At 65.4% G+C, this 23753-nt stretch carries 14 protein-coding genes and 1 pseudogene; 6 read left to right on the forward strand and 9 right to left on the reverse strand.

The window, feature by feature from the left end; genetic code table 11:
* Positions 1-4: 4 nt before the first annotated feature.
* The 4 genes from dnaJ to grpE all read right to left on the reverse strand — a co-directional run bounded on the left by dnaJ (position 5) and on the right by grpE (position 4422).
* On the reverse strand, positions 5-1147 hold the full coding sequence (dnaJ, locus tag PCO31010_RS11675; RefSeq protein ID WP_039401022.1) for a molecular chaperone DnaJ: 1143 nt from the start codon (positions 1145-1147) through the stop codon (positions 5-7).
* A gap of 127 nt (positions 1148-1274) precedes the next feature.
* Positions 1275-3200, reverse strand: a complete 1926-nt coding sequence (gene dnaK / locus PCO31010_RS11680) for a molecular chaperone DnaK (RefSeq protein ID WP_150576198.1) — start codon at positions 3198-3200, stop codon at positions 1275-1277.
* A gap of 96 nt (positions 3201-3296) precedes the next feature.
* The gene (locus PCO31010_RS11685; protein WP_246184560.1) at positions 3297-3725 is read right to left on the reverse strand and encodes a thioredoxin family protein; all 429 of its coding nucleotides are present in this window, start codon (positions 3723-3725) and stop codon (positions 3297-3299) included.
* Between the two features lie 151 nt (positions 3726-3876).
* Positions 3877-4422: a nucleotide exchange factor GrpE gene (gene grpE / locus PCO31010_RS11690; protein WP_150576196.1), complete on the reverse strand. Its 546-nt coding sequence runs from the start codon at positions 4420-4422 to the stop codon at positions 3877-3879.
* A 312-nt stretch (positions 4423-4734) separates the two neighbouring features.
* Here grpE and PCO31010_RS11695 point away from each other — a divergent pair, with 312 nt between their 5' ends.
* A complete protein-coding gene (locus tag PCO31010_RS11695) occupies positions 4735-4929 on the forward strand; it encodes a hypothetical protein (protein ID WP_373275332.1) in 195 nt (64 codons plus the stop codon).
* A 199-nt stretch (positions 4930-5128) separates the two neighbouring features.
* Here PCO31010_RS11695 and PCO31010_RS11700 read toward each other — a convergent pair whose 3' ends face one another.
* The 4 genes and pseudogenes from PCO31010_RS11700 to hrcA form a co-directional block, all read right to left on the reverse strand.
* A complete protein-coding gene (locus PCO31010_RS11700; protein WP_150664417.1) occupies positions 5129-5530 on the reverse strand; it encodes an RNA-binding S4 domain-containing protein in 402 nt (133 codons plus the stop codon).
* A 161-nt stretch (positions 5531-5691) separates the two neighbouring features.
* Positions 5692-6741 (reverse strand): annotated as a pseudogene (gene hemH / locus PCO31010_RS11705) (ferrochelatase); the annotation flags it as partial.
* A gap of 144 nt (positions 6742-6885) precedes the next feature.
* On the reverse strand, positions 6886-9447 hold the full coding sequence (locus PCO31010_RS27080; RefSeq protein ID WP_150664419.1) for a DUF6600 domain-containing protein: 2562 nt from the start codon (positions 9445-9447) through the stop codon (positions 6886-6888).
* A 246-nt stretch (positions 9448-9693) separates the two neighbouring features.
* Entirely contained in the window at positions 9694-10722 is a 1029-nt protein-coding gene (hrcA, locus tag PCO31010_RS11715; protein ID WP_150664420.1) for a heat-inducible transcriptional repressor HrcA, read from the reverse strand.
* A gap of 59 nt (positions 10723-10781) precedes the next feature.
* On the opposite strand from hrcA, the gene PCO31010_RS11720 reads away from it, so the two are divergent.
* Together PCO31010_RS11720 and recN are read left to right on the forward strand one after the other, a co-directional pair.
* The gene (locus PCO31010_RS11720) at positions 10782-11762 is read left to right on the forward strand and encodes an NAD kinase (RefSeq protein WP_246184561.1); all 981 of its coding nucleotides are present in this window, start codon (positions 10782-10784) and stop codon (positions 11760-11762) included.
* A 23-nt stretch (positions 11763-11785) separates the two neighbouring features.
* On the forward strand, positions 11786-13450 hold the full coding sequence (gene recN / locus PCO31010_RS11725) for a DNA repair protein RecN (protein WP_150664421.1): 1665 nt from the start codon (positions 11786-11788) through the stop codon (positions 13448-13450).
* A 108-nt stretch (positions 13451-13558) separates the two neighbouring features.
* Here recN and glnE read toward each other — a convergent pair whose 3' ends face one another.
* The gene (glnE, locus tag PCO31010_RS11730; protein WP_150664422.1) at positions 13559-16423 is read right to left on the reverse strand and encodes a bifunctional [glutamate--ammonia ligase]-adenylyl-L-tyrosine phosphorylase/[glutamate--ammonia-ligase] adenylyltransferase; all 2865 of its coding nucleotides are present in this window, start codon (positions 16421-16423) and stop codon (positions 13559-13561) included.
* Between the two features lie 172 nt (positions 16424-16595).
* Here glnE and PCO31010_RS11740 point away from each other — a divergent pair, with 172 nt between their 5' ends.
* The 3 genes from PCO31010_RS11740 (at position 16596) to tldD (ending at position 23526) form a co-directional block, all read left to right on the forward strand.
* A complete protein-coding gene (locus tag PCO31010_RS11740) occupies positions 16596-21083 on the forward strand; it encodes a YhdP family protein (protein ID WP_174984653.1) in 4488 nt (1495 codons plus the stop codon).
* Between the two features lie 20 nt (positions 21084-21103).
* Positions 21104-21961, forward strand: coding sequence for a carbon-nitrogen hydrolase family protein (locus PCO31010_RS11745; protein ID WP_150664425.1), 858 nt, complete (start codon positions 21104-21106; stop codon positions 21959-21961).
* A gap of 104 nt (positions 21962-22065) precedes the next feature.
* Complete coding sequence (gene tldD / locus PCO31010_RS11750) at positions 22066-23526, forward strand: metalloprotease TldD (protein WP_150664426.1); 1461 nt, start codon at positions 22066-22068, stop codon at positions 23524-23526.
* Positions 23527-23753 lie beyond the last annotated feature (227 nt).

Here is a 23753-nt window from a genome sequence, read left to right on the forward strand (position 1 = left end):
GGAATTACTCGAAGAACTGCTTGACGCGGTCGAACCAGCCCTTCGACTGCGGGCTGTGGCGTGCACCGCCTTCCTTCAGCGAAGCATCGAAGTCGCGCAGCATCTGCTTTTGCGCATCGTTGAGCTTGACAGGCGTTTCCACCTGCACGTGCACGTACAGATCGCCCGGATAGCTCGCGCGCAGGCCCTTGATGCCCTTGCCGCGCAGTCGGAACGTCTTGCCCGTCTGCGTGCCTTCGGGCACTTCGAAGGTGGCCTTGCCGTGCAGCGTCGGTGCGTCGATATCGCCGCCGAGCGCCGCCGTCGCGAACGAAATCGGCATCTGGCAATGCAGATCGTCGCCGTCGCGCTCGAACACGTTGTGCGCCTTGATGTGGATCTCCACATACAGGTCGCCCGCCGGCCCGCCATTCACACCCGGCTCGCCGTTGCCGGACGAACGAATACGCATGCCGTCTTCGATACCCGCCGGGATCTTGATCTCCAGCGTCTTGGTCTTCTTGATCTTGCCCGAGCCGTGGCAGTTGGTGCAGGGCTCAGGAATGTACGAGCCCGTGCCGTGGCACTTCGGGCAGGTCTGCTGAACGCTGAAGAAACCCTGCGACATGCGCACCGAACCCGCCCCGTTACAGGTCGGGCAGGTCTCGGGCTTCGTGCCCGGCTTCGCGCCGTTGCCGTGGCAGATCTCGCATTCGTCCCAGCTCGGCACGCGAATCTGCGTGTCGAAGCCGTTTGCGGCCTGCTCCAGCGTGATCTCCATGTTGTAGCGCAGATCGGCACCGCGATACACCTGCGGACCGCCGCGGCCACCACGACCACCGGGGCCGCCCTGACCGAAGATGTCGCCGAAGATGTCGCCGAACGCGTCTGCGAAGCCGCCGAAGCCCTGACCGCCCGCACCGCCGAAGCCGCCCATGCTCGGATCGACGCCCGCGTGACCGTACTGGTCGTACGCCGCGCGCTTCTCCGGCTCGGAGAGCATCTCGTAGGCCTCTTTGACCTCTTTGAACTTGTCTTCGGCGTCCTTGCTGTCCGGATTGCGGTCCGGGTGGTACTTCATCGCCAGCTTGCGATACGCCTTCTTGATCTCTTCGTCCGAGGCGTTCTTGGCGACGCCAAGGACTTCGTAGTAATCACGTTTGGCCATAACTCTTTCCAATGTTGGCGCATGTCGCCATCAGGCAAAAAGCCGGGTCGACATTCCCCTTGCGGAGAACCTCGATACCCGGCCCACACGCGGTGCAACTTTCGATGCCCCGCGCGCCATGCACGCTTTACTTCTTGTCGTTGACTTCCTTCACTTCGGCGTCGACGACGTTGTCGTCATGCGGCTTGCCCTGCTCGGCACCTGCGGCACCCGCAGCACCGGCTTGCGCCTGCATGTCGGCATACATCTTCTCGCCGAGCTTCTGGCTTGCCGTACCCAGCGCTTCGACCTTGGCATCGATGTCGGCCTTGTCCGAACCGCGCAGCGATTCTTCCAGTGCCGTGATCGCCGATTCGATGGCTTCCTTCTCCGAAGCTTCGATCTTGTCGCCGTACTCGGTCAGCGCCTTGCGGGTGCTGTGCACCAGTGCGTCGCCCTGGTTACGGGAGTCGGCCAGCTCGCGTGCCTTCTTGTCTTCTTCGGCGTTGAGCTCGGCATCCTTCACCATTTGCTCGATCTCAGCGTCCGACAGGCCCGAGTTCGCCTTGATGACGATCTTGTTTTCCTTGCCGGTTGCCTTGTCCTTCGCGCCGACGTGCAGAATGCCGTTGGCGTCGATGTCGAAGGTCACTTCGATCTGCGGCGTGCCGCGTGCTGCCGGCGGAATGCCTTCGAGGTTGAACTCGCCCAGCGACTTGTTGCCGGCGGCCATCTCGCGCTCACCCTGATACACCTTGATCGTCACGGCCGGCTGGTTGTCGTCCGCCGTCGAGAACACTTGCGAGTGCTTCGTCGGGATCGTGGTGTTCTTCGTGATCATCTTCGTCATCACGCCGCCCAGCGTTTCGATACCGAGCGAGAGCGGGGTGACGTCGAGCAGCAGCACGTCCTTACGGTCGCCCGACAGCACCGAGCCCTGAATCGAGGCACCTGCGGCCACGGCTTCGTCCGGGTTCACGTCCTTGCGCGGGTCCTTGCCGAAGAACTCCTTCACCTTCTCCTGCACCTTCGGCATACGCGTCATACCGCCGACCAGAATCACGTCGTCGATGTCGCTGACCTTGACGCCGGCATCCTTGATCGCCGTGCGGCACGGTTCGATCGTGCGCGTGATCAGCTCTTCGACCAGCGCTTCGAGCTTGGCGCGCGTGATCTTCAGGTTCAAGTGCTTCGGACCCGAGGCGTCGGCCGTGATGTACGGCAGGTTGATTTCGGTCTGCTGGCTCGACGACAGTTCGATCTTGGCCTTTTCAGCGGCTTCCTTCAGGCGTTGCAGCGCGAGCACGTCCTTCGACAGATCGACGCCTTGTTCCTTCTTGAACTCACCGATGATGTAGTCGATGATGCGCTGGTCGAAGTCTTCGCCGCCCAGGAACGTATCGCCGTTGGTCGACAGCACTTCGAACTGGTGTTCGCCGTCCACATCCGCGATTTCGATGATCGAGATGTCGAACGTGCCGCCACCCAGGTCATACACCGCGATCTTGCGGTCGCCGCCTTCCTTCTTGTCCAGACCGAAAGCCAGTGCGGCAGCGGTCGGCTCGTTGATGATGCGCTTGACTTCCAGACCGGCGATGCGGCCTGCGTCCTTCGTGGCCTGGCGCTGGCTGTCGTTGAAGTACGCCGGCACCGTGATCACGGCTTCCGTGACCGGCTCGCCCAGGTAGTCCTCGGCGGTCTTCTTCATCTTGCGCAGCACTTCGGCGGAAATCTGCGGCGGGGCCAGCTTTTCGTTGCGTGCCTCAACCCAGGCGTCGCCGTTGTCGGCCTTGACGATCTTGTAGGGCATCAGCGCGATGTCCTTTTGCACTTCTTTTTCTTCGAAGCGGCGGCCGATCAGGCGCTTGACGGCGTACAGCGTGTTCTTCGGGTTGGTCACGGCCTGGCGCTTAGCCGGCGCACCGACCAGGATCTCGCCATCGTCCATATAGGCGATGATCGACGGCGTGGTGCGAGCACCTTCCGCGTTTTCGATGATCTTGACCTGATTCCCTTCCATGACGGCCACGCACGAGTTCGTGGTGCCCAAGTCGATACCGATGATTTTGCCCATTTAAATTTCTCCTAGCGTCCTTTGCGTCTTTCCGTCGGGCGTGTCGCCCATTCAATTCATTGATCTGCACGGGATATGGGTGCAGCCGGGAACATTTCAAGACCCTTCTTGCAGCCCGGTTTTGCCCCCCGCCGCCGCGATTTTCTCGCGTGCGGCGGCCACCGCCAGCCGGAACTGGGGCAGGCCCTGCCAGCCGGTCGCCCGGCCCAGCTTCTTCCCCGCATGGAAGAAGAAAAACGTCGGCACCCCATGCAGCGCGAAACGGCGACCCAGCGCCATATCCGCGTACACGTTGGCGTGAAACCAGCGCAGCCCAAGGGCTTCGATGGCCTCGCGCTGCGCGAGCATGGTCTTCTTGGCGACTTCACAGTTGAAACAATCGACGCCCCAGAAGAACACCACGGCGAGGTCGTCCCCCGCCGTGCTCAGCCCTTCGTCGAACGTCGCGGCCGTCAGCGCCTGCATCGAGAACGCCTCGAACGCCGTGCCGTCCACCCCTTTCATGCCCGTAAGATCGCCTGCCATGATGGTAAGCCTTCGAATCGGTGCCTTGGCACCGGCAGCGCCGCCACATTCGGTGTCGTTGCCTGCGCCCGGTCATTCGGGCCAATGGCCTGCGACAAACGTCTCCATGATGGAAGTGTTGTGCCGCCCGCCGTGGCCGGATGACCTTGAATTACTTGCCTGCGGCGACCGTCACCAATGCCGGACGCAGCACACGGTCGGCAATCAGGTAACCCTTTTGCAGCACGGCCACGACCGTGTTCGGCTCCTGTTCGGCCGGCACCATCGAGATAGCCTGATGCTGATGCGGATCGAACTTCGCGCCGGCCGGGTCGATGACCGACACCTTGCTGCGCTCCAGCGCCGACACGAGTTGACGCAGCGTCAGCGCCACGCCTTCTTGCAGCTTGGCCACATCGCCGCTCTTGTCGGCAGCGGCCGCTTCGAGGCTGTCGATGACCGGCAGGAGGTTCTCGGCAAAGCTTTCGACGGCGAACTTACGCGCCTTCGACACTTCCTCTTCCGCACGGCGGCGGATGTTTTCCATCTCGGCGCGGGCGCGCAGCGCCTCGTCGCGCATGGCCGCCGCTTCTGCCTGAGCCGCCTGAAGTTGCGCCTCGACCGAGGGCAGCGCGTCGTTCGCGCCCGCAGCGTCGGTCGGGGCCGCTTCGGCCTGGGACGGAATCGGCTGGTCGGGGGTGTTTTGCTGTTCAGTCATGAGTTGAGTCGTCAAAAGGTTCTTGCAGCGCACCACGACGATGCGCCGCCGGTTCAAATCCCTTTGGATAGTAGGGGCGTTCACACCGATTTCAAGAGCGGGCGGGCATTCTGTGCGCCACATCGGTGCGCGCCGCGTGCCGGTAAATATCCGGTTACACGCGTTACGAGTCCTCTATTGTATCGGCCGTTGCTGCGACCTAACATGAATAATGGTCCGGCGAATGGATGTGCCTATCCGATTAACCATTCGACGGACCCGGCCGCTCACCGGACACCCCCCGTCCGGTGAAGTGTTCTCAAGGAGCGCATCATGAAGCTGCCACTGGCTGTTGTCTTCATCCTTGCGTTGGTGACGATGGTGACGATTACGATCTGCCTGTCCGGCGCAGTCACCCGGCGCGACACCGAGTATGGTGGCGTGCGGGCGGTGCTGCATCACTATGTGGAAGTGCCGGGCCTGACGGGGCATTCGTCGAATTCGACTACCGGAATCCCAACACGCTGATCGCCCCCGGGGTGCATGATCCTTTGCGGTCGTGCGCGGTGCCGTTCCCCGGACGGTTCCGACTGAGTCGCTTGAATCGCCTGAGTCGACTGAGACGGAACACCTGATTCACGCTCCACCCCCTGCCCGCCGCTGCGCAATTTGCCAGCGGCGGCGTTCATTCAGGCGTTGAAAAGCTTGAGAGACGGGGCGGACGATCCTACTCGCCCACGCCACCGAGACGGCGGCGGTCGCGCTTGGTCGGACGGCCGTGCATCTGCGCCGCCGGTTCCTGGAACAGACGTCGGCGCTCGCTCTCGTCGGCACGCGCCTGAATGCTCGCTTCGGTCTCTTCGTACAGCGACTGCGCGACCGGCGCGGAGCCGCGCACCTCGGCGATCGCTTTGACCTTCACTTCCCAGCGCGTACTGCCGTTGTCGACCGACACGACATCGCCGGGACGCACGTCGCGCGCCGGTTTCACGCGGGCTTCGTTGCACAGCACACGGCCACGGTCGACCGCTTGCGTGGCGAGCGAGCGCGTCTTGAAGAAACGCGCCGCCCACAGCCATTTGTCGATCCGCGTAGCGGCGTGCGGAGAATCGTCTACCTTGACCGTCACGACCGTGCTCCCGCTTCTCCGTGCGCGCCTTCAGACGGCAACGAGGTCTGCATCTGCGCCTGCGCGGCGGCAGCAGCGGCCGCACTGGCTTCCTCGAATGCGGCCACGGCCGCCACCTGACGCTGACGCGTCGACGCCACCGCAGCCGCCGAGGCATCGGCCTCGCCCTGCGGCGAGAGCACCGGCCAGCCTTGCAGATGACGCGCTGCGATCTCGCCCAGCGCCGTAATCCAGGCGCTCGCGCCATTCAAGCAGGGAATGAAGTGGAACGACTTGCCGCCCGCCGAGAGGTAAGCGTGACGTCCTTCCATATTGATTTCTTCGAGCGTCTCGAGACAGTCGGACGTGAAACCCGGGCAGAACACGTCGACGCGCGGCGTGCCGCCACGACCGAGTTCTTCGAGCGTCGGGGCGGTGTACGGCTGGAGCCATTCGGCCTTGCCGAAGCGCGACTGGAACGTGAGACGGCACGTCGTCTCGTCCAGACCGAGGGCGGCCGCGAGCAGGCGCGCCGTCCTCACGCACTGATCGTGATACGGATCGCCGAGGTCGAGCGTGCGGCGCGGCACACCGTGGAAGCTCAGCAGCAGACGTTCACCGGCGGCAAAGTCCGGTCGGCCGTTTTGCAGCCAATAGCCTTCGACCTGCTGGCGCAGCGCCTCGATGTACGCGGGATGATCGTGATAGTCGCGCACCGTGCGCACGTCGGGCTGATTGCGCAGACGGCCGAGCACGCGGAACACGGCGTCGCTCGCGGTGGCGGTGGTGCTGCTCGAATACTGCGGATAGAGCGGCAGGACGAGAATCCGCTCGACGCCGTTCTGGCGCAACGCACGAATGCGCTCGGGAATCGACGGATTGCCGTAACGCATCGCGTAATCGACCACGACATCATAGTCGTTCGCGTGCAGCAGCGCGCGCAGGGCGTTCGTCTGATGCTCGGTGTTGACCTTGAGCGGCGAGCCGTCACGGGTCCAGACCGTCGCATACTTTTGCGCCGACTGACGTGAGCGGAAGGGCAAAATCACCAGCCGCAGCAACGGTTGCCACACCAGCGACGGGATTTCCACGACGCGCGGGTCCGACAGGAACTCGCGCAGGTATCGGCGTACGGCCGCAGGACGCGGCTCGTCGGGCGTACCGAGGTTAATCAGCAGTACGGCGGTCTTGCCGGACTGGCCATGCGAAATAGGTTCGGGATCGAAGCGCATGGAACGTACTTTACCGCAAACACGCGGCCCATCCGGGGTCTGTCATGCCTGTCGATACTGCCGGAATGCCCCCTCCGTCGGCCAGTCCACAGCCGGACGGAGGGAATCACGGTCATCTGCGCAGACGGGCCATCAAGCGCGCCATCAGCCGTGCCGATGCTCGTCGTCGTGAGACGACCGATGGTCGGCACTCGGATGTTCCTCATGTGCGGGCGCGCGCGCCCCTTCCGGTTTGCCCTCACGCTGCGTGGGTTGCGGGTGCGGCTGCGCCTGAGGACGTTCCTGCTGAGGTTGCGGACGCGGCGCGGGCTGCACATGCTCCACCGGCGGCTGCGGGCGCGGCGGCATACGCTCGACTTGCGGCTGAGGCTGCGGACGCTGCTGCGGCTGCGCTTGTTGTTGAGGCTGAGGTTCGGGACGCGGCTGCGCCCGTTCCACCTGCGGTTGCGGCCTCGGTTGCTGGAACTGCTGCGGCTCCGGGCGCGGCTGCGTCTGCCATTGCTGCGGACGGCGGGCCGGTTCAGCCGCCTCCGGTTGCTGTTGCTGACGTTGCGGCGCAGGCGTCGCTTGTCCGCCGCGCGCCTCCGGCTGGACAGCAGGTGACTGCGGCGCTTGCGGTGATTGGCGACGCATTTGCATCTCACGCTGCGCGGCGTCGTGCCCCGGCTGCGGAACGGCTTGCGGCGCTTCGCCGCGTGCCGACGGCTGCGCCTGCCCCTGAACAGCACCGTTCACGCCCGGCGGATGCGGAACACCTGAGGGCGCGGGCTGACGCTCGGTCGGTTGGGATTGCACCGCCGATTGCCCCGGACGATTCTGATAAACGCCGTGTCCCGGATAGCCGGGTTCACCCGGAACACCCGGCGTTCCGGGCACGCCCGGCTGACCCGGTACGCCCGCATGGCCCGGTGCCCCCGGGACGCCCGGTTGTCCGGGCACTCCCGGCGCGCCGTGCATCGGCGGCACGGCGCCGGTTGCAGGCAAGCCGCCATGGCCCGCCGTCGCCCCGACGGCACCGGTCGCGCCCAGCGCAGGCTGCGCAGGCATCGCACCGTTCGCCCCAATCGGCGCACCGACCGGCCCGTGCGTACTGACGACCGTCACACGGGGGGCGATGCGTGGCTGGCCATTGGGGCCATTGGGGCCATTGGGACCATTCGGACCGCCCGCGCCGAGATTGCGCACCTGCTGCCCGTTCTGACCGAACACCAGCGGCGCACCACCCGCGTTCGGCACGGCGTGCAACTGACTCGTCAGCTCACGCGACGGCATGCCACGGGCGACCGGCGCGCGCGTCGCCAGCACCTGCCGGTTGAACACGCCCGCAGGCGGCGCACCTGCTGCCGGACGGCTGTTGCCGAACACGCTTTGCTGCACCGGGGCCACGCCCGGCGTATTGCCGACGCGCCACGTCTGCGCACCACGCGGTGCAGCCAGAGCCGTCGGCGCACCCACGGGGCGTCCCTGCACGAACGCCTGCGCGGGCATCGTCGACACAGCGCCCCGCACATTGCGGTTCACGTAGATGTTGTTGACGTTGATGTTGTTGGTGATATTGGTCGTACGAACGATCGTCGAGCGATTGATGTTCGTGATGTACGACGAACTGGCGTGATACGCGGGACGGTACGGGTCATGGGGCCCAAGCGCAAACCACGCGAGTCCCACGCCCCCGGCGGCGAACGAAACACCCCACTGGTTCCCGCCGCTGCTGCCGCTGACCCAGCCGACCAGCGCCGGCGCATACACCGGACGCACTGCCACCGGCCCCGGCACCCAGCACCAGCGGGCATCCACGTAAGCCCAGCGCCCGTAGTGATACGGCGCGAAGCCCCACGGCGCATCGTCGACCCAAGTCCAGCCCCACGGGTCGACCCAGGCCCAATGCCCCGTGCGGTAAGGCGCCCAGCCCGAAGGCATGTTGGACGGCACCCACACCGCGCCGTAGCTCGGCGTTTCCTGCCACGAACCGTAGTCGTCCAGACTCTCGAAGCCGGTCATGTCGCGCGGCACGTAACGCGCGGAGACGGAGGCGTCTTCACGTGCGTCGCGATCGCGCATCCATTGATCGAAAGCGTCGGCCGTGAGCGGGCCGGTCTGCTGCTGCGTCAGGTTCTGACCGACGAACGCGACCCGTTGACCTTGCTGGAGCGGGACCGACGCCCCTTGTCCGTACGCCGTGCCCGCACCGCGCGAGACGCTCACCGTCGTCACCCCGTTCGGATCGACATCCACACGATATTCACCGGCCTGTTGCGGCACGAATGCCAGATTCGGCGTATCGATCTCGTACGGTTGATTCGGATCGAAGCTGCGCAGGCGCACACCGACGGTGCCCTGCGTTACGTTCAGTTGCACATTCTGGTCGGTGACGGCGGACAGCGTCAGGCTGGTCGACGCGCCCATGCGCACCGCCGTGCCGCCCACGTGCATCTCGGCCCGGCTATTGCGGTCGACCCAGATGGCATCGCCCGTCGTGAGCGGACGGTTGCGGTCCGCGTAGCGCCAGTCGCTCGTGCCTGCGGGGGCGTAGGTGACGGTGCCGTCGAACTCGGAGAGACGCGCCACGCGCCCCGGCGGATCGGCGCTCTGCGCCTGTGCCTGCGCCATCACCACCGCCGGCGCACCCACCGCGCCCAGCAGACCCAGCGCCAGCCCGACGCCAAGGGAGCGAACCGTCGTCCGCCAGGAAATCAGGGATTTCATAAACACTCCGGGCCCTTTCGGTGGGCATGCCGTGCGCGGCTTGCAGGCGTTGGCGTTCAGCCACCTTGTTGCTCTGTCCGAATCCTCCGGCGAGCCCGATGACAACTTCAGATGACCTCGCCGCAAGTGACGCTTCAAGCCTAAGCCTGCCGTGTGTGACAGCGTGTAAAGGAATGCTACGGGGTTGTAACCGGGAATGGGCGAATCGGCGGATAGGCCAAATGCGCGGACGCGCCAGCGCACCGCTCAGTGATGACTGAGCGCGTTGGAGAGCAGCTTGGCGGTGATGTCGACGATGGGGATGACGCGCTCGTACGCCATGCGCGTCGGCCCGATCACGCCGAGCGTACCGACGACCTCGCCGTCGACTTCGTACGGGGCCGTGACAACCGTCATCTCCTCGATCGGCACGAGACTCGACTCGCCGCCGATAAAGATCTGCACCCCTTGCGCGCGGCTCGACACGTCGAGCAGTTGCAGCAGGCCGGTCTTGGACTCGAACACGTCGAACAGCTTGCGCAGACGCTCCATGTTCGAGGACAGATCCTCCACGCCCAGCAGGTTGCGCTCGCCCGAGATCAGTACGCTCTCGCGCGTGGTGTCGGCCATGGCGTCGCTGCCCGCCTGCACGGCGGCCTGCATCAGCGCGCTCATGTCCGAGCGCAGAGCATCGAGTTCGCCACGCAAGTAAGTGCGCACGTCGTCGAAACTGTGACCGCCGAAGTTGGCGTTCAGGTAGTTTGCCGCTTCGACCAGTTGCGCCGGAGAATAATCCTTTTCCGTCAGGATGATGCGGTTCTGCACGTCGCCGTCGGGCGTGACGATGATGAGCAGCACGCGCTTGTCGGACAGACGCAGGAATTCGATATGACGGAAAGTCTGGCTGCGTCGCGGGGTCAGCACCACGCCCGCGAATTGCGACAGATGCGAGAGCACCTGTGCGGCGGAAGCCACCAGCTGTTGGGGTCCGGCCGGTTGCAGGCTCGTCTGCACCTGCGTCGAAAGCTGGAGCACGGCCTCTTCGAGCGGGCGCACAGCGAGCATCGTGTCAACGAACAGACGGTAAGCGCGCGGCGTCGGCACGCGACCGGCCGACGTATGCGGGCTGGCCACGAAACCCATCGCCTCGAGATCGGACATCACGTTGCGGATCGTCGCGGGAGACAGGTCGAGGCCCGAGAACCGCGAGAGCGTGCGCGAGCCGACCGGCTGGCCATCTGCGATGTACCGTTCGATCAGGGTTTTGAGAAGCGTTTGCGCACGTTGATCTAGCATGGCAAAAATTGTAACGCGAAACGCGGGGCCTGTTCCCCCTAAATCGGGCCTCGCTCTGCATGGCCACAGGAACCGTTGCAGGCCGTGCGTTGGCGATGGTTGCTGTCATCGACTTATGGTGTAATGGCGGCATGAAAACTGGGAGCCCCTTCAAGACTGTGGCGCTCGTCGGGAAGTACCATGCCGACGGCGTCGCCGAACCATTGCTCACGCTAGCGGCATGCATCGCCCAGCGTGGGCATCATGTCGTCTTCGAGCGCGACACCGCGCATAACATCGGCGCAGGTGCCGATCCATACCGCACCCTCGACATCCAGGAAATCGGCACGCAGGCCGACGTGGCCGTCGTCGTCGGCGGCGACGGCACGATGCTCGGCGTCGGCCGTCAACTGGCCGCATCGAAGGTGCCGCTCATCGGCGTGAACCACGGCCGCGTCGGGTTCATCACCGACATTCCGCTCGACGAGATGCGTCAGGTCGTGCCCGCCATGCTCGAAGGGCATTTCGAAGCCGAACAACGCACTCTTCTGGCCGCCCGCATCGAACGCGACGGCCAGACGCTCTTCGAGACGCTGGCGTTCAACGACGTGGTCGTGAACCGCTCGGGGATCTCGGGGATGGTGGAGCTGCGCGTGGACGTCGACGGCCGCTTCATGTACAAGCAGCGCTCCGACGGCCTGATCGTCGCTACGCCCACCGGTTCGACGGCCTACGCTTTGTCGGCGAGCGGCCCGATCCTGCATCCGCGCCTCGGCGGCGTGGTGCTCGTGCCGATCGCACCGCATGCGTTGTCGAACCGTCCGATCGTGCTGCCGGATTCGAGCGACATCGTCATCACGATTACCGGCGGTCGCGAAGTCGGCGCCAATTTCGATATGCAATCGTTTGCCGAATTGCGCCAGGGCGACCAGATTCTGGTCGGCCGCTCCCAGCATCAGGTGACGTTTCTGCATCCGGTCGGCTACAACTACTACGCGACGCTGCGCCGCAAGCTGCACTGGAACGAGCATATCTCCGACGAAGATACGCCGCAGAACTGACTCCACGCCTCACCCGACATCCCATGCTACGCAGTCTCTCGATTCGCGATTTCGTGATCGTCGATCGTCTCGATCTGGAATTCTCCGCCGGCTTCACCGTGTTTTCGGGGGAGACCGGCGCGGGCAAATCGATTCTGATCGATGCGCTGGCGCTCGCGATGGGCGAGCGCGGCGACACCAGCATGGTGCGCAACGGGCAAACGCGCGCCGACATCACCGCTGAATTCGCCGCCGACGCCGAAGCGCGCCCCGATCTCGAAGCCTGGCTGCAAGCGCAGGCGCTCACGCTCGAAGAACACGGCGGTGTGCTGCTGCGCCGTGTACTCGACGCCGGCGGTCGCTCGCGCGCTTTCATCAACGGCACCCCCGCCACGCTCACGCAAATGCGCGAACTCGGTGAAATGCTCGTCGACATTCACGGCCAGCACGCGCACCAGCAGTTGCTGCGCCCCGACGCGCAACGCCGCCTGCTCGACTCGCACGCAGGCGCGACCACCCTCGCCGCCGATACCGCCGCCGCTCACAAGGAGTGGCGACGTCTCGTCAAGCGCTGCGAGGAGGCGCATGGGCGCGACCGCGAACTGCAACTGGAGCGCGAGCGTCTCGAATGGCAGACGTCCGAACTCGACAAGCTGGGTCCGCAGGAAGGCGAATGGGACGACGTGAGCGCCGAGCATCGCAGGCTCTCTCACGCAGCGAGTCTCATCAACGGCGTGCAAGGCGCGCTCGACGCGCTCGCCGAAGCCGACGGTGCCATCGTCCCCTCGCTTGGTCATGTCGTGCATCAGATCCGCGAACTCGCGGAGATCGACGCCGGGCTGGCCGACACGCTCGCTGCGCTGGAGCCTGCCGAGATTCAGCTTCGCGAAGCGGTCCATTCACTCACCCATTACGCGCAACGCATCGATCTCGATCCGGAGCGTCTGGCGGTTGTCGAGCAACGACTCGACGCCCTGCATTCAGCCGCGCGCAGATTCCGTGTGACACCCGAGCAATTGCCCGCCGAGCTGGCAGAGCGTCGCGCGCAACTGGAAGAATTGACGGCATCGGCCGACACGGCGGCCATGCAGGCCGCAGCCGACGCCGCGCAGGCCGAATTTCTCAAGCTGGCGAAGGACTTGTCGAAGGCCCGCGCCAAAGCGGCGGCCTCGCTCTCACGCGAAGTCACCCGAGCGATGCAAGACCTCTCGATGCCCGGCGGACGCTTCGAAGTCGCACTCACGGCAACGCCGGAGCCGCAGTCGTTCGGGCTGGAGACGGTCGAATTTCTCGTTGCCGGACACCCCGGCGTGCCGACGCGTCCGCTCGCCAAAGTTGCCTCGGGCGGCGAACTCGCACGCATCAGCCTCGCGTTGCAGGTGATCGCCAGCAGCGCGAGTCTCACGCCGACGCTGATCTTCGACGAAGTCGATTCCGGGATTGGCGGCGCGGTGGCCGAAGTGGTCGGTCGCCTGCTTCGCGAATTAGGTCAGGGACGTCAGGTGCTGTGCGTGACCCACCTGCCGCAGGTCGCCGCTCTCGGCCATCAGCATCTGCGAGTGAGCAAACGCAGCGACGGCGATACGACGATGAGCGAGATCGAGCCGCTGGGTCGCACCGAACGCGTCGAGGAGATCGCGCGGATGCTGGGCGGCGTGGAGATTACGGCGACCACGCGCAAGCACGCGCGGGAGATGTTGGCACTCTGAGCGGCGTCGAGAACATCGACATTCCTCAATAAACAACGGGCGGCCCATCATCGGCCGCCCGTTGTTTTTCAAGCCTGTGCGTTCAAGCGCCGCCCAAGCGTCAGACAGTCAAACCGGCCCCGCGTCTGCGAACACAGAATCCCATAGCGCCATCACGGCCTGACGTTCTGCCTCGACGTCCGCGCCCGGCACGCGTGCCGCCTCCACCCCGTCCAGCCGCAACTTGTGTTGACGTTTGCGATACAACCGATACGCCGCCGCCGCGTCTTCCGCGAGCTTGGTATCGATCAGTCCCAGTTGCGCCGCCTCGCGCAGCAAGGCGATGTTGCCCGCGTTACGCAGCAGCGCCGGATGCGCGCCCGAGTGCAGCAGCACCAGATACTGCACGGTGAATTCGATATCCACCATGCCGCCCCGGTCGTGCTTCAGATCGAACAACTTCGTCCCGTTCGGATGCCCTTCGAGCACCTTGCGGCGCATCGCCACGATCTCCTGCGCCAGCGCCGACGCCTCACGCGGCGTGGCCAGCACCTGCGCACGAATGTTCTCGAACGTCGCGCCGATGGTCTCGTCGCCCGCGCAGAAACGCGCGCGCGTGAGCGCCTGATGCTCCCAGACCCACGCCGTGTTGGCATTGCCTTCGCGGAACTGGTACTGACGGAAACTCTCGATGTTCGTGACCAGCAGGCCGGACAAGCCGTTCGGGCGCAGTCGCAGATCGACATCGAACAGCATGCCCGCGCCCGTATGCGTGGTCAGCCACGTCACGAAACGGCGGGCGAGCGCGGCGTAAGCGTCCGGTGCGCGGTCGTCGTCATCGTCGTAAAGGAAGATCAGATCGAGGTCCGACGCGTAGCCCAGTTCCTTGCCGCCCAGCTTGCCGTAGGCGATGACCGAGAAGCGCGGCACCTCGCGATGACGCGTCGCGACGTGCGGCCAGACCGTCGAGATCGTCACGTCGACGATGATGTCCGCCAGTTCCGAGAGACGGTCGCCGATGGCCTCCACCGACAACGTCCCCTGCAAATCGAGCAGCAGGATTCGGAAGACTTCGGCGTGGTGTGCGCGACGCAGAATGTCCATCTGCACTTCGACGTTGCCCGCCGCCCCCGCCGCGTTCAGGCTCAGCAGCAGTTGTGTCTTGAACGACGGCCAGTCGAACGGCGCGGCAAGCGCTTCGTCGTCGAGCAGTTCGTCGAGCAGTTGCGGATGGCTGATCAGATAACCCGCCGCCCAGCGTGACCCGGCGAGCACCTTGACCACGCGCTCCAGCGCGCGCGGATACTCCGTGAGCAGCGCGAGATACGAACTGCGACGGCTGATGGTCGAGAGCAGATCGAGCATGCGGCCGAGGACAGCGTCCGGCTCGCCGGTGCCCGCCGCACCTTCCACGGCACGCTGCACGAGCTGGTCGAAGCGACGCCGGCTGATCTCGCCCAGCGCCTTGTAGCGCGAGGACGTCCACACGGCGCGCAATCGGTCGAGCGCACCTTCGGCGTCGTTGAAGCCCAGACGCGTAAGCTGATTGCCGAGGTCGCCCGTCTGCGCTTCGTCGGCCAGACATTCGCTCCACAGTTCCGGCGGGCACTCGCAGTCGCCCGTGCCCGACCCCGCGCCCTTCTGTCCGCTGCCGTTGGCCTTGTCCGCGAAAATCTCATCGAACTGACCGGCGACGAATTCGCGATGCTCGTCGAGCACCGTCATGAAGGTCGCTTCGTCAGGGAAACCCATGGCGCGCGCCACCGCGAGGCGGTCGTCGCCGGGCGACGGCAGGATATGGGTCTGCGCGTCGTCCAGATACTGAATGCGGTGTTCGAGCTTGCGCAGGAAGACGTAGGCGTTGGACAGTTCTTCCGCCACGTTCTGCGCCAGCCACCCGCGCCGCGCCGCCACGCCCAGCACCGCGAGCGTCGGCCGCACGCGCAGTTCCGGCTCCTGCCCACCGCGAATCAACTGGAAGACCTGCGCCGAGAATTCCACTTCGCGAATGCCGCCGCGTCCGAGCTTGATGTCGTTGATGCGCGCCGGTTTGGCCCGCGCGCGACGCTCCGCCTCATGGCGAATCTGCTCTTGCAACGCGCGAATCGCGCCGATCACGCCGTAATCGAGGTAGCGACGGAACACGAACGGCTGCACCAGCGACGTCAGCAGTCGCTCGATCCGGCGGCCGGGCTCGCTCGCAACTTCGGACACGAGGCGTCCCTTGATCCACGCGTAGCGCTCCCACTCGCGGCCCTGCACGTAGAAATACTCTTCGAGCATCGGCAGACTGCACACCAGAGGACCGGAATCGCCGTTGGGGCGCAGGCGCATGTCCACCCGGAACACGTAGCCGTCTGGTGTAAGCTCCGAAATCAGTCCGATCAGCTTGCGGCCGAGTTTCGTGAAGAATTCATGATTGGATAGCAGACGCAGGCGACCGGCGGCGGCCGCATCGGCACCGTCAGGCGCGGTTGTGTCGCCATCGTCTTCATATAGGAAGATGAGGTCGATGTCGGACGAGACATTGAGTTCCCGACCGCCGAGCTTGCCCATGCCGACGACGCCGAGCGTCTGACGCTCCCCTTCCGCGTTACGCGGCACACCGTGAATGGCTTCGAGGTCGCGCGAGAGCACCGCAATGCCCGCCTGCACAGCGAACTCGGCGAGCGCCGACATGGCCTCCGTCACTTCGGACAACTCAGCACGGCCGTCGAGATCGCGTTGCATGACGGCGCACAGCGCTTCGACCCGCAGGATGCGCAAGGCGCGTGCCAGCGCAGCCTCGTCCACACCGGAAATGCCGGACGGCTGGTCCGGCGGCGTCAGCAGCGTGCCGGTGATGGCTTCGAAGCGGCGGGCGAGCCAGCGCGCGTCGACGGGGTGCTCGGCGAGCGTCGGCAAGGCCTCGGCCAGCGCGGGGCGGGACGCCAGCATGCGCGCGGCATATCGCGAGTAGGACTGAATATCGATCGGAATTTCGGATGAACTCACTGGAGGGGTTCCGGTCTGCAATGAGAATGAAGAGACTTTCGCATGCTTACCCGTGCGTGATGAAACGCCGGATCACACGTTTTTTCTCCTACGGCAGGGCCATCGGAGGGCCTTGGGCTTGTGTTACAGTCTTTGCCACAGAAACTACCACATTCCCTCGTAGACGCGCAGCATGACCGACCGTAAGCCGCCCGCCTCGCCCACCGCGACCCGGTCCTGGTTCTCGTCACTGCCGCGTGGCTTGCGACTGGGTCTGGAATGGCTGCTGGCGCTCGTCGTCATCGTCTATTTCGGTCTTGGCGCAGTCATCCTCGCGACCCGGTACGTCATCCTTCCCCGTGTGTCCGACTATCGCCCTCAAATCGAGGCGGCAGCCACGCGCGCCATCGGTTTGCCGGTCACGATCGGGCGCATCGACGCCGTCTGGCGCGGCTGGCATCCCTACCTGACGCTGGAAGACGTACGCATCACGCCCCCGACGCAAGGCACCCCGCCCAAGGCATCGACGATTGCCCGCGTGGTCGCACCGTTGCATCGGAACAAGGCCGCCAGCGCTCCGCTAGCCTCGGTCGCTTCAGCCGCTTCAGCCGCTTCAGCCGCTTCAGCCGCTTCAGCCGCTTCGGCCAGTACCGCGCCCGCTACCACTGCTTCCACGGACAACTCGCCGGTGAGCTACGCCCCGCCGGGCGCGCCGCCGCCCGTGGAGCCGAGCCTCACACTGCACCGCCTCGACGCTGTGCTCTCCTGGACCAGCCTGATCCATTTCGACCTGCGTCTGTCGAACCTCACGCTGCACGAGCCGGACGTGACCATCGAGCGCCGCGTCGACGGCTCCATCCTCGTCGCCGGGATGCCGGTGACGGGCGGCGGCAAGACGAGCGATGCCCAGGGGGCCGACTGGATCATGCGTCAGGCGCGCGTCGTAATCCGCAACGGTACCGTGCGCTGGCGCGACGCCACGCGCGACGTGCCCGAGGTGGTCGTCACGAACGTCAACGCCATGCTGCGCAATCGCGGCTTCGAGCACCGCTTTGGGATGCAGGCGAACCCGCCGCAGGGGATCGTCGCGCCGCTGGATATACGCGCACGCTTCACCAACCCGCTGTTCGCCCGCCCCGGCGAAGTCAAACGCTGGCGCGGCCAGATTTACAGCGAAGTCGGCACACTCGACCTGTCAGAGCTGGCGCGTTACGTCGATTTGCCGGGCAAAGACTCGCGCGGCCGCGTCGCGGCGCGTGCATGGGTCGACTTCGACAATGGCGTCGTCACCGGCGCGACGCTGCGCGCGGCCGGGGCCAATACGTCAGTACAACTGGCGGACAACCTGCCGCCGCTGACCTTCGACGCCACGCAAGGCCGTATCGACGTCACGCGTGCCGGTGCTCAGGCCGACGCGGGCTGGAATCTGCGCGCACGGGAACTCACCTTGCAGGCAGCCGGACGTCCGACGCTCGACGTGCCGGACCTGAGCGCCAAATACCTACCCGCCAGCGACGATCAGGGCTTGCAAGTCGCGCTCACCGGTCAACGCTTCGACATCGGTGCCGCGATGGCGCTCGTGCCGTCGCTGCCCATCGACGCCCAAACTCGCGACACGCTCGCCAGCTTCCGTCCGCGTGGACGACTCGCCCATTTCGACGTCAGCTATCAGGCACCTAAGCCTCACGGGCCGGGCAATTGGCGCGATCTGCCGGGCATCAAGCAACTCCCGCCCGAGCGCGACCGTTACCGCGTCGTCGCCGATTTCGAGAGTCTCGGCATCGACAGTGCGCCGAGCCAGCATCCCCCTGCCCGGCCGAACTCGCCGAACGCAGGACGCCCCGGCTTCGCGAATCTGAGCGGTCATATCGACGCGGATCAGTCGCGCGGCAGCCTCACGCTCAATTCGAAGAACGCCACGCTGGACTTCCCCGGCCGCTTCGACCAGCCGCGCCTCGACCTCGATACGCTCACAGCGCGCACGTCATGGCGCGTGTCGCACTCGGCTACCAAGCGCGACGCCCCGGCGAACGTGCAGGTGCGTGTCGATGCCGTGCATCTGCAAAACGCCGAACTGACGGGGGACGTGAGCGGTACGTGGCAGAACGGCGGCAAGGGCAACGGGATCGTCGATCTGAAGGGCAATATCGTGCGCGCGAACGCCAATGCCGTACCGCGCTACCTGCCCACCGATATCGGCGCGAGCGTGCGCGACTATCTGCAACGCGCGCTGCTGGCCGGCACCGTGCAGAACGCACCGTTCGCGGTGCAAGGCGATCTCGAAGACTTCCCGTACGGCAAGGGCGGCGGCAAGTTCCGCATCGACATCCCGCTCGTGGACGTGACGTTCAATCCGTCGCCGCTGCGCCCCGGTCATACGGAAGTCTGGCCCGCGTTCGAGAAGGTGCGCGGCAATCTGCGCTTTGACGCCGACAAGTTGCACATCGCCATCGACAACGGCTCGGTATACGGCGTAACGCTCACGCAGGTGCAGGGCGACATCAACAACATCGGGCAGGACGACTCCACGCTCACGCTCAAGGGCGATGCGCGCGGGCCGGCGGCGGACTTCGTCAAATATCTGAACACCAGCCCTGTGGGGCACTGGATCGGCGACTTCACCGACGAGACGCGCGCGAACGGCAACACACAGCTCGCCATGCAGTTGTCGATGCCGCTCGATCACACCGACCGCTCCAAAGTCACCGGCCGCGCGCGCTTCCTGCGCAACGACGTGACGCTCATCAACGGATTGCCGATGTTCGGGGCGGTCGACGGTGAACTCGCGTTCACCGAGCGCGGCATTTCGCTCGACAACCTGCGCGGCACGTTCCTTGGCGGCGACGTACGCGCGTCTGGCGGCAGTCGCGACGACGGCACCATCGTCCTGAACGTCAACGGTCAGATGAGCGCACAGGGCCTGCGCGAGAATCGCGAGAACGCCACGCTGGCGCAACTGGCCAAGCGCATGACGGGCAGCACGCCCTACACCGCCACGGTAACGGTGCGTCAGGGCATGACGGATCTGGCGGTGCAGTCCACACTGGCCGGTCTCGCCGTGAACCTGCCCGCGCCGCTGGGCAAGAGCGCCGAGTCGTCGCTGCCTGCGCGCTTCACGATGCGTCCGCAGATGAATCCGGGGGGACGCCGCACCGACACGCTCGACTTCGCCGTGGGCAGCGTGCAGGGCAACTACGTTCAGCAACGTAGCGCCACGAATGGTTCGAATGGCGCACGCGTGGAAGTACTGCGCGGCGGCATCGGCATTAACCAGCCTGTGCCCGCACCGCGTGAAGGCGTGCAGGCGAGCGCCCAGTTCGATACGCTCGACGTGGATGCATGGCGCAGCGTGATCGCGTCGCTCAGCAGCACCGCCGTCACGCCCGGCACGCAAGGCACACCCCCCGCCCCCGCCACGACGGCAGCCGCCGCGCGCGACGAATTCGGTGCCCTCACGCCGTATCTGCCGACGCGTCTCGCCCTGCATGCGAAGCAGGTTCGCCTGTTGTCGCGTCAGTGGCCGGAACTGGTGGTCGGTGCGCAGCGCAACGACCGCGACTGGCAGGTAAGCCTCGCCTCCGAACTCGTCTCCGGATTTGCCGAATGGCACGCGCCGGACGAGAAGAACCCGTCGGGCGCGATCCGTGCACGTCTGGCGAAACTCGTGATTCCGCGCGAAGACCACGGCAGCGACGTGCTCACGCAAGTGCTCGACGAGCCGAGCGACGAATTCCCCGCCATCGACGTCGTCGCCAATGATTTCGTGCTGCGCGACAAGCCGCTCGGCCGCCTGCAACTCAACGCGCACAACGACATCGAGGACGGTGTGCCCGTCTGGCAACTCACCAAGCTGTCGCTGAGCAACAGCGCCGCCACGCTGGATGTGAAGGGCAACTGGCGTACGTCGCGCCGTCGCGCCGCCGTGGCAGCCGCAGCAGGCAAGGACGACGACGACGTGCCACGCCGCACGGTGCTCGACTTCAATCTCGACGTGAAGGACGCTGGCGGTCTGCTCGACCGTCTGGGCCTGCCCAAGACGCTCAAGGACGGCTCAGGCACCGTCTCCGGCCGCTTCGGCTGGCGCGGCGGCCCCGACGCGATCGACTACCCGACGCTGGGCGGGCGCGTGGCCATCGAGCTCAAGCGCGGGCAGATCCTGAAGGCCGATCCGGGGCTGGCGAAGCTGCTGGGCATTCTGTCGGTCCAGACGCTCGCCAAGATTCTGACCTTCGACTTCAACAGCGTGATCGGTAGCGGTCTGCCGTTCGACAGCATCAACGGCAACGTCACCATGCAGGGCGGCGTGGCAAATACCAACGATCTGACGATCAACGCCAGCATGGCGACTATCAAGATCGACGGCCACACCGATCTCGCGCGCGAGACGCAGGACCTGAATGCACTGGTGCTGCCGAAGATCAACGCGGCGTCGGCATCGCTGGCGTTTGCGATCATCAACCCGGCGCTGGGCATCGGCTCGTTCTTCGCGCAACTGGCGTTGGGCGATCAGCTCTCGCGCACACTCTCGACGACGTATCACGTCACCGGCTCCTGGGACAATCCGGTCATCGGACAGGCCTCCGGCAATAAGAGTAAGATCGATGCATCCCCGGAAACCCGGCCGGAAGCGCTCAACAACGCCTCGGGCGTCGCCTCTCCGGCCGGCATGCGCGGCAACTGAGCCCCCGACATCAGCAATCCATGACGAGTCCCGATACGAAGTCAACCGTCCAGCCCGCCCCGACCGGCGCGTCCGTTCGCGTGGCTGCCGCGCAAATGGTGAGCGCGCCCGACGTCGACCGGAACCTGCGCGAAGCCGCCCGTCTGGTGGCCGAAGCGGCAGATGCCGGGGCCGAGCTGGTGCTGTTGCCGGAGTATTTCTGCTACATGGGCCAGCGCGACACCGACAAGCTCGCACTGCGCGAAACGCCGGGCAGCGGTCCGATTCAGGACTTTCTGGCGGAAACGGCGCGCCGCTACGGCGTCTGGCTGATCGGCGGCACGCTGCCGCTGGCCGCGCCGGAGCCTGAGCGGGTGCTCAACACGACGCTGGTCTTCGCACCGGACGGCGCACCCGCCGCGCGCTACGACAAGATCCACCTGTTCAACTTCGTCAAAGGCGAGGAAGCCTATGACGAAGCGCGCACCATTCGTCCCGGCGACGCTGTACGCACGTTTGAAGCGCCGTTCGGGCGCGTGGGCCTGTCGGTGTGCTACGACCTGCGTTTTCCCGAGTTGTACCGGGCGATGGGCGACTGTACGCTCATGGTCGTACCCGCCGCCTTTACCTACACCACGGGCCGTGCGCACTGGGAATTGCTGCTGCGTGCGCGGGCCGTCGAAAACCAGTGCTACGTGCTGGCGTCCGCGCAGGGCGGGCACCACGAGAACGGGCGGCGCACCTGGGGGCATTCCATGCTGATCGACCCGTGGGGCGAGATCGTCGCCCAGCGCGAAGCGGAAGGCGCTGGCGTGGTCGTGGGCGAGATCGATCCGGCCCGGCTGGTCGGCGTTCGCCAGAGTCTGCCCGCCTGGCGTCACCGCGTGCTGCAGGGCTGACCGATATGTCCCGCACCTGCACCCCGCACCGCGTTGATTTCGCCATGTTGACTTCGACGAATTCGCCCTCATCTACCGAATACATTTCCTTGGCCTGACACCGCATGAAAATCATCGACACCGGCATCCAGAATCTGGCCACGGCCCGCGAGCTGCTGCTCACGCCGTACGGCCTCGACGAAAGCCATCTCCAACGCGCGCTCGGCGACATCTTCACGCACCGCGTGGATTACGCCGATCTGTACTTCCAGTACACCCGCAGCGAAGCGTGGAGCCTGGAGGAAGGCATCGTCAAATCGGGTTCGTTCTCGATCGATCAGGGCGTGGGCGTGCGCGCCATCGTGGGCGATCGCACCGCGTTCGCGTACTCGGACGACATCTCCGAGATTGCGCTCAAAGACGCCGCAGCGGCCACGCGCAGCATCGCCACGGCCGGACGCGGACGCGTGAAGGTCGGCAGCAAGCTGGCCAGCGCCACCGGCCACGGGCTGTACCTGCCGTCCGATCCGCTCGCCTCGCTCGACGCCAACGGCAAAGTCGCGCTGCTCGAACGTATCGAGAAGCTCGCCCGTGCGCGCGATCCGCGTGTGTCGCAGGTCATGGCCGGTCTGGCCGGTGAATACGACGTCGTTCTCGTGGCCCGTAGCGACGGCGTGATCGCCGCCGACGTGCGCCCGCTCGTGCGCGTGTCCGTCACCGTCATCGTCGAATCCAACGGCCGTCGTGAAATCGGCAACAGCGGCGGCGGTGCGCGTCTCGACTACGCCTACTTCACCGACGACCTGCTCGAAAAGTACGTCAAGGAAGCTGTGGACGGCGCCATCGTCAAGCTCGACGCCCGCCCGGCACCGGCCGGTGCGATGACCGTCGTGCTCGGCCCGGGCTGGCCCGGCGTGCTGCTGCACGAAGCCATCGGCCACGGACTGGAAGGCGACTTCAACCGCAAGGGCTCGTCGGCGTTCTCCGGACGTCTGGGCGAGCGTGTGGCGGCCAAGGGCGTCACGGTGGTGGATGACGGCACGCTGTCGAACCGCCGTGGCTCGCTGAACATCGACGACGAAGGCAATCCGACGCAGTGCACCACGCTCATCGAAGACGGCATTCTCAAGGGCTATATGCAAGACAGCCTGAATGCGCGCCTGATGAAGATGCCGGTCACGGGCAACGGCCGCCGCGAGTCGTATGCCGCACTGCCGATGCCGCGCATGACCAACACGTACATGCTCGGTGGCGACAAGGACCCCGAGGAAATCATCAAGTCGGTCAAACATGGGCTGTACGCCGTGAACTTCGGCGGCGGTCAGGTCGACATCACCAACGGCAAGTTCGTGTTTTCGATGTCCGAGGCGTACATGATCGAGGACGGCAAGATCACGTACCCGGTCAAGGGCGCGACGCTCATCGGCAACGGCCCGGAATCGCTCAAGGACGTGACGATGATCGGCAACGACATGTCGCTGGACTCGGGCGTGGGCGTGTGCGGCAAGGAAGGCCAGAGCGTGCCGGTGGGCGTGGGCCAGCCGACGCTGCGCATCGAAAACATGACGGTCGGCGGTACGGCCTGATCGACACGGTTTGCGCACTGCAAAAAATGCGTAAAGCTTAGCAAGGCGCCCGGGTCAAACCGGGCGTTTTCGCATGTTTTCAGAAAAACGTGATTTTTTGATGCAAAACGTCACGCAAAAATACGGAGATTCCGCGCGTTTTCCCACCGATCAGCGGCCCCACGCGGTTGCAGCGTCATTCGATTAGGCGTATAAAGTTGTTTCTGTGCACGGCAAACCGCCTGCAA

It is taken from the genome of Pandoraea commovens (assembly GCF_902459615.1).
GTDB classification, from domain to species: Bacteria; Pseudomonadota; Gammaproteobacteria; order Burkholderiales; family Burkholderiaceae; genus Pandoraea; species Pandoraea commovens.

What these genes read in the sequence shown, in the direction of transcription:
- dnaJ (WP_039401022.1), bottom strand. Translation starts at nt 1,147, where the DNA reads ATGGCCAAACGTGATTACTACGAAGTCCTTGGCGTCGCCAAGAACGCC.
- dnaK (WP_150576198.1), bottom strand. Translation starts at nt 3,200, where the DNA reads ATGGGCAAAATCATCGGTATCGACTTGGGCACCACGAACTCGTGCGTG.
- PCO31010_RS11685 (WP_246184560.1), bottom strand. Translation starts at nt 3,725, where the DNA reads ATGGCAGGCGATCTTACGGGCATGAAAGGGGTGGACGGCACGGCGTTC.
- grpE (WP_150576196.1), bottom strand. Translation starts at nt 4,422, where the DNA reads ATGACTGAACAGCAAAACACCCCCGACCAGCCGATTCCGTCCCAGGCC.
- PCO31010_RS11695 (WP_373275332.1), top strand. Translation starts at nt 4,735, where the DNA reads ATGAAGCTGCCACTGGCTGTTGTCTTCATCCTTGCGTTGGTGACGATG.
- PCO31010_RS27080 (WP_150664419.1), bottom strand. Translation starts at nt 9,447, where the DNA reads ATGAAATCCCTGATTTCCTGGCGGACGACGGTTCGCTCCCTTGGCGTC.
- hrcA (WP_150664420.1), bottom strand. Translation starts at nt 10,722, where the DNA reads ATGCTAGATCAACGTGCGCAAACGCTTCTCAAAACCCTGATCGAACGG.
- PCO31010_RS11720 (WP_246184561.1), top strand. Translation starts at nt 10,782, where the DNA reads ATGGCCACAGGAACCGTTGCAGGCCGTGCGTTGGCGATGGTTGCTGTC.
- recN (WP_150664421.1), top strand. Translation starts at nt 11,786, where the DNA reads ATGCTACGCAGTCTCTCGATTCGCGATTTCGTGATCGTCGATCGTCTC.
- PCO31010_RS11740 (WP_174984653.1), top strand. Translation starts at nt 16,596, where the DNA reads ATGACCGACCGTAAGCCGCCCGCCTCGCCCACCGCGACCCGGTCCTGG.
- PCO31010_RS11745 (WP_150664425.1), top strand. Translation starts at nt 21,104, where the DNA reads ATGACGAGTCCCGATACGAAGTCAACCGTCCAGCCCGCCCCGACCGGC.
- tldD (WP_150664426.1), top strand. Translation starts at nt 22,066, where the DNA reads ATGAAAATCATCGACACCGGCATCCAGAATCTGGCCACGGCCCGCGAG.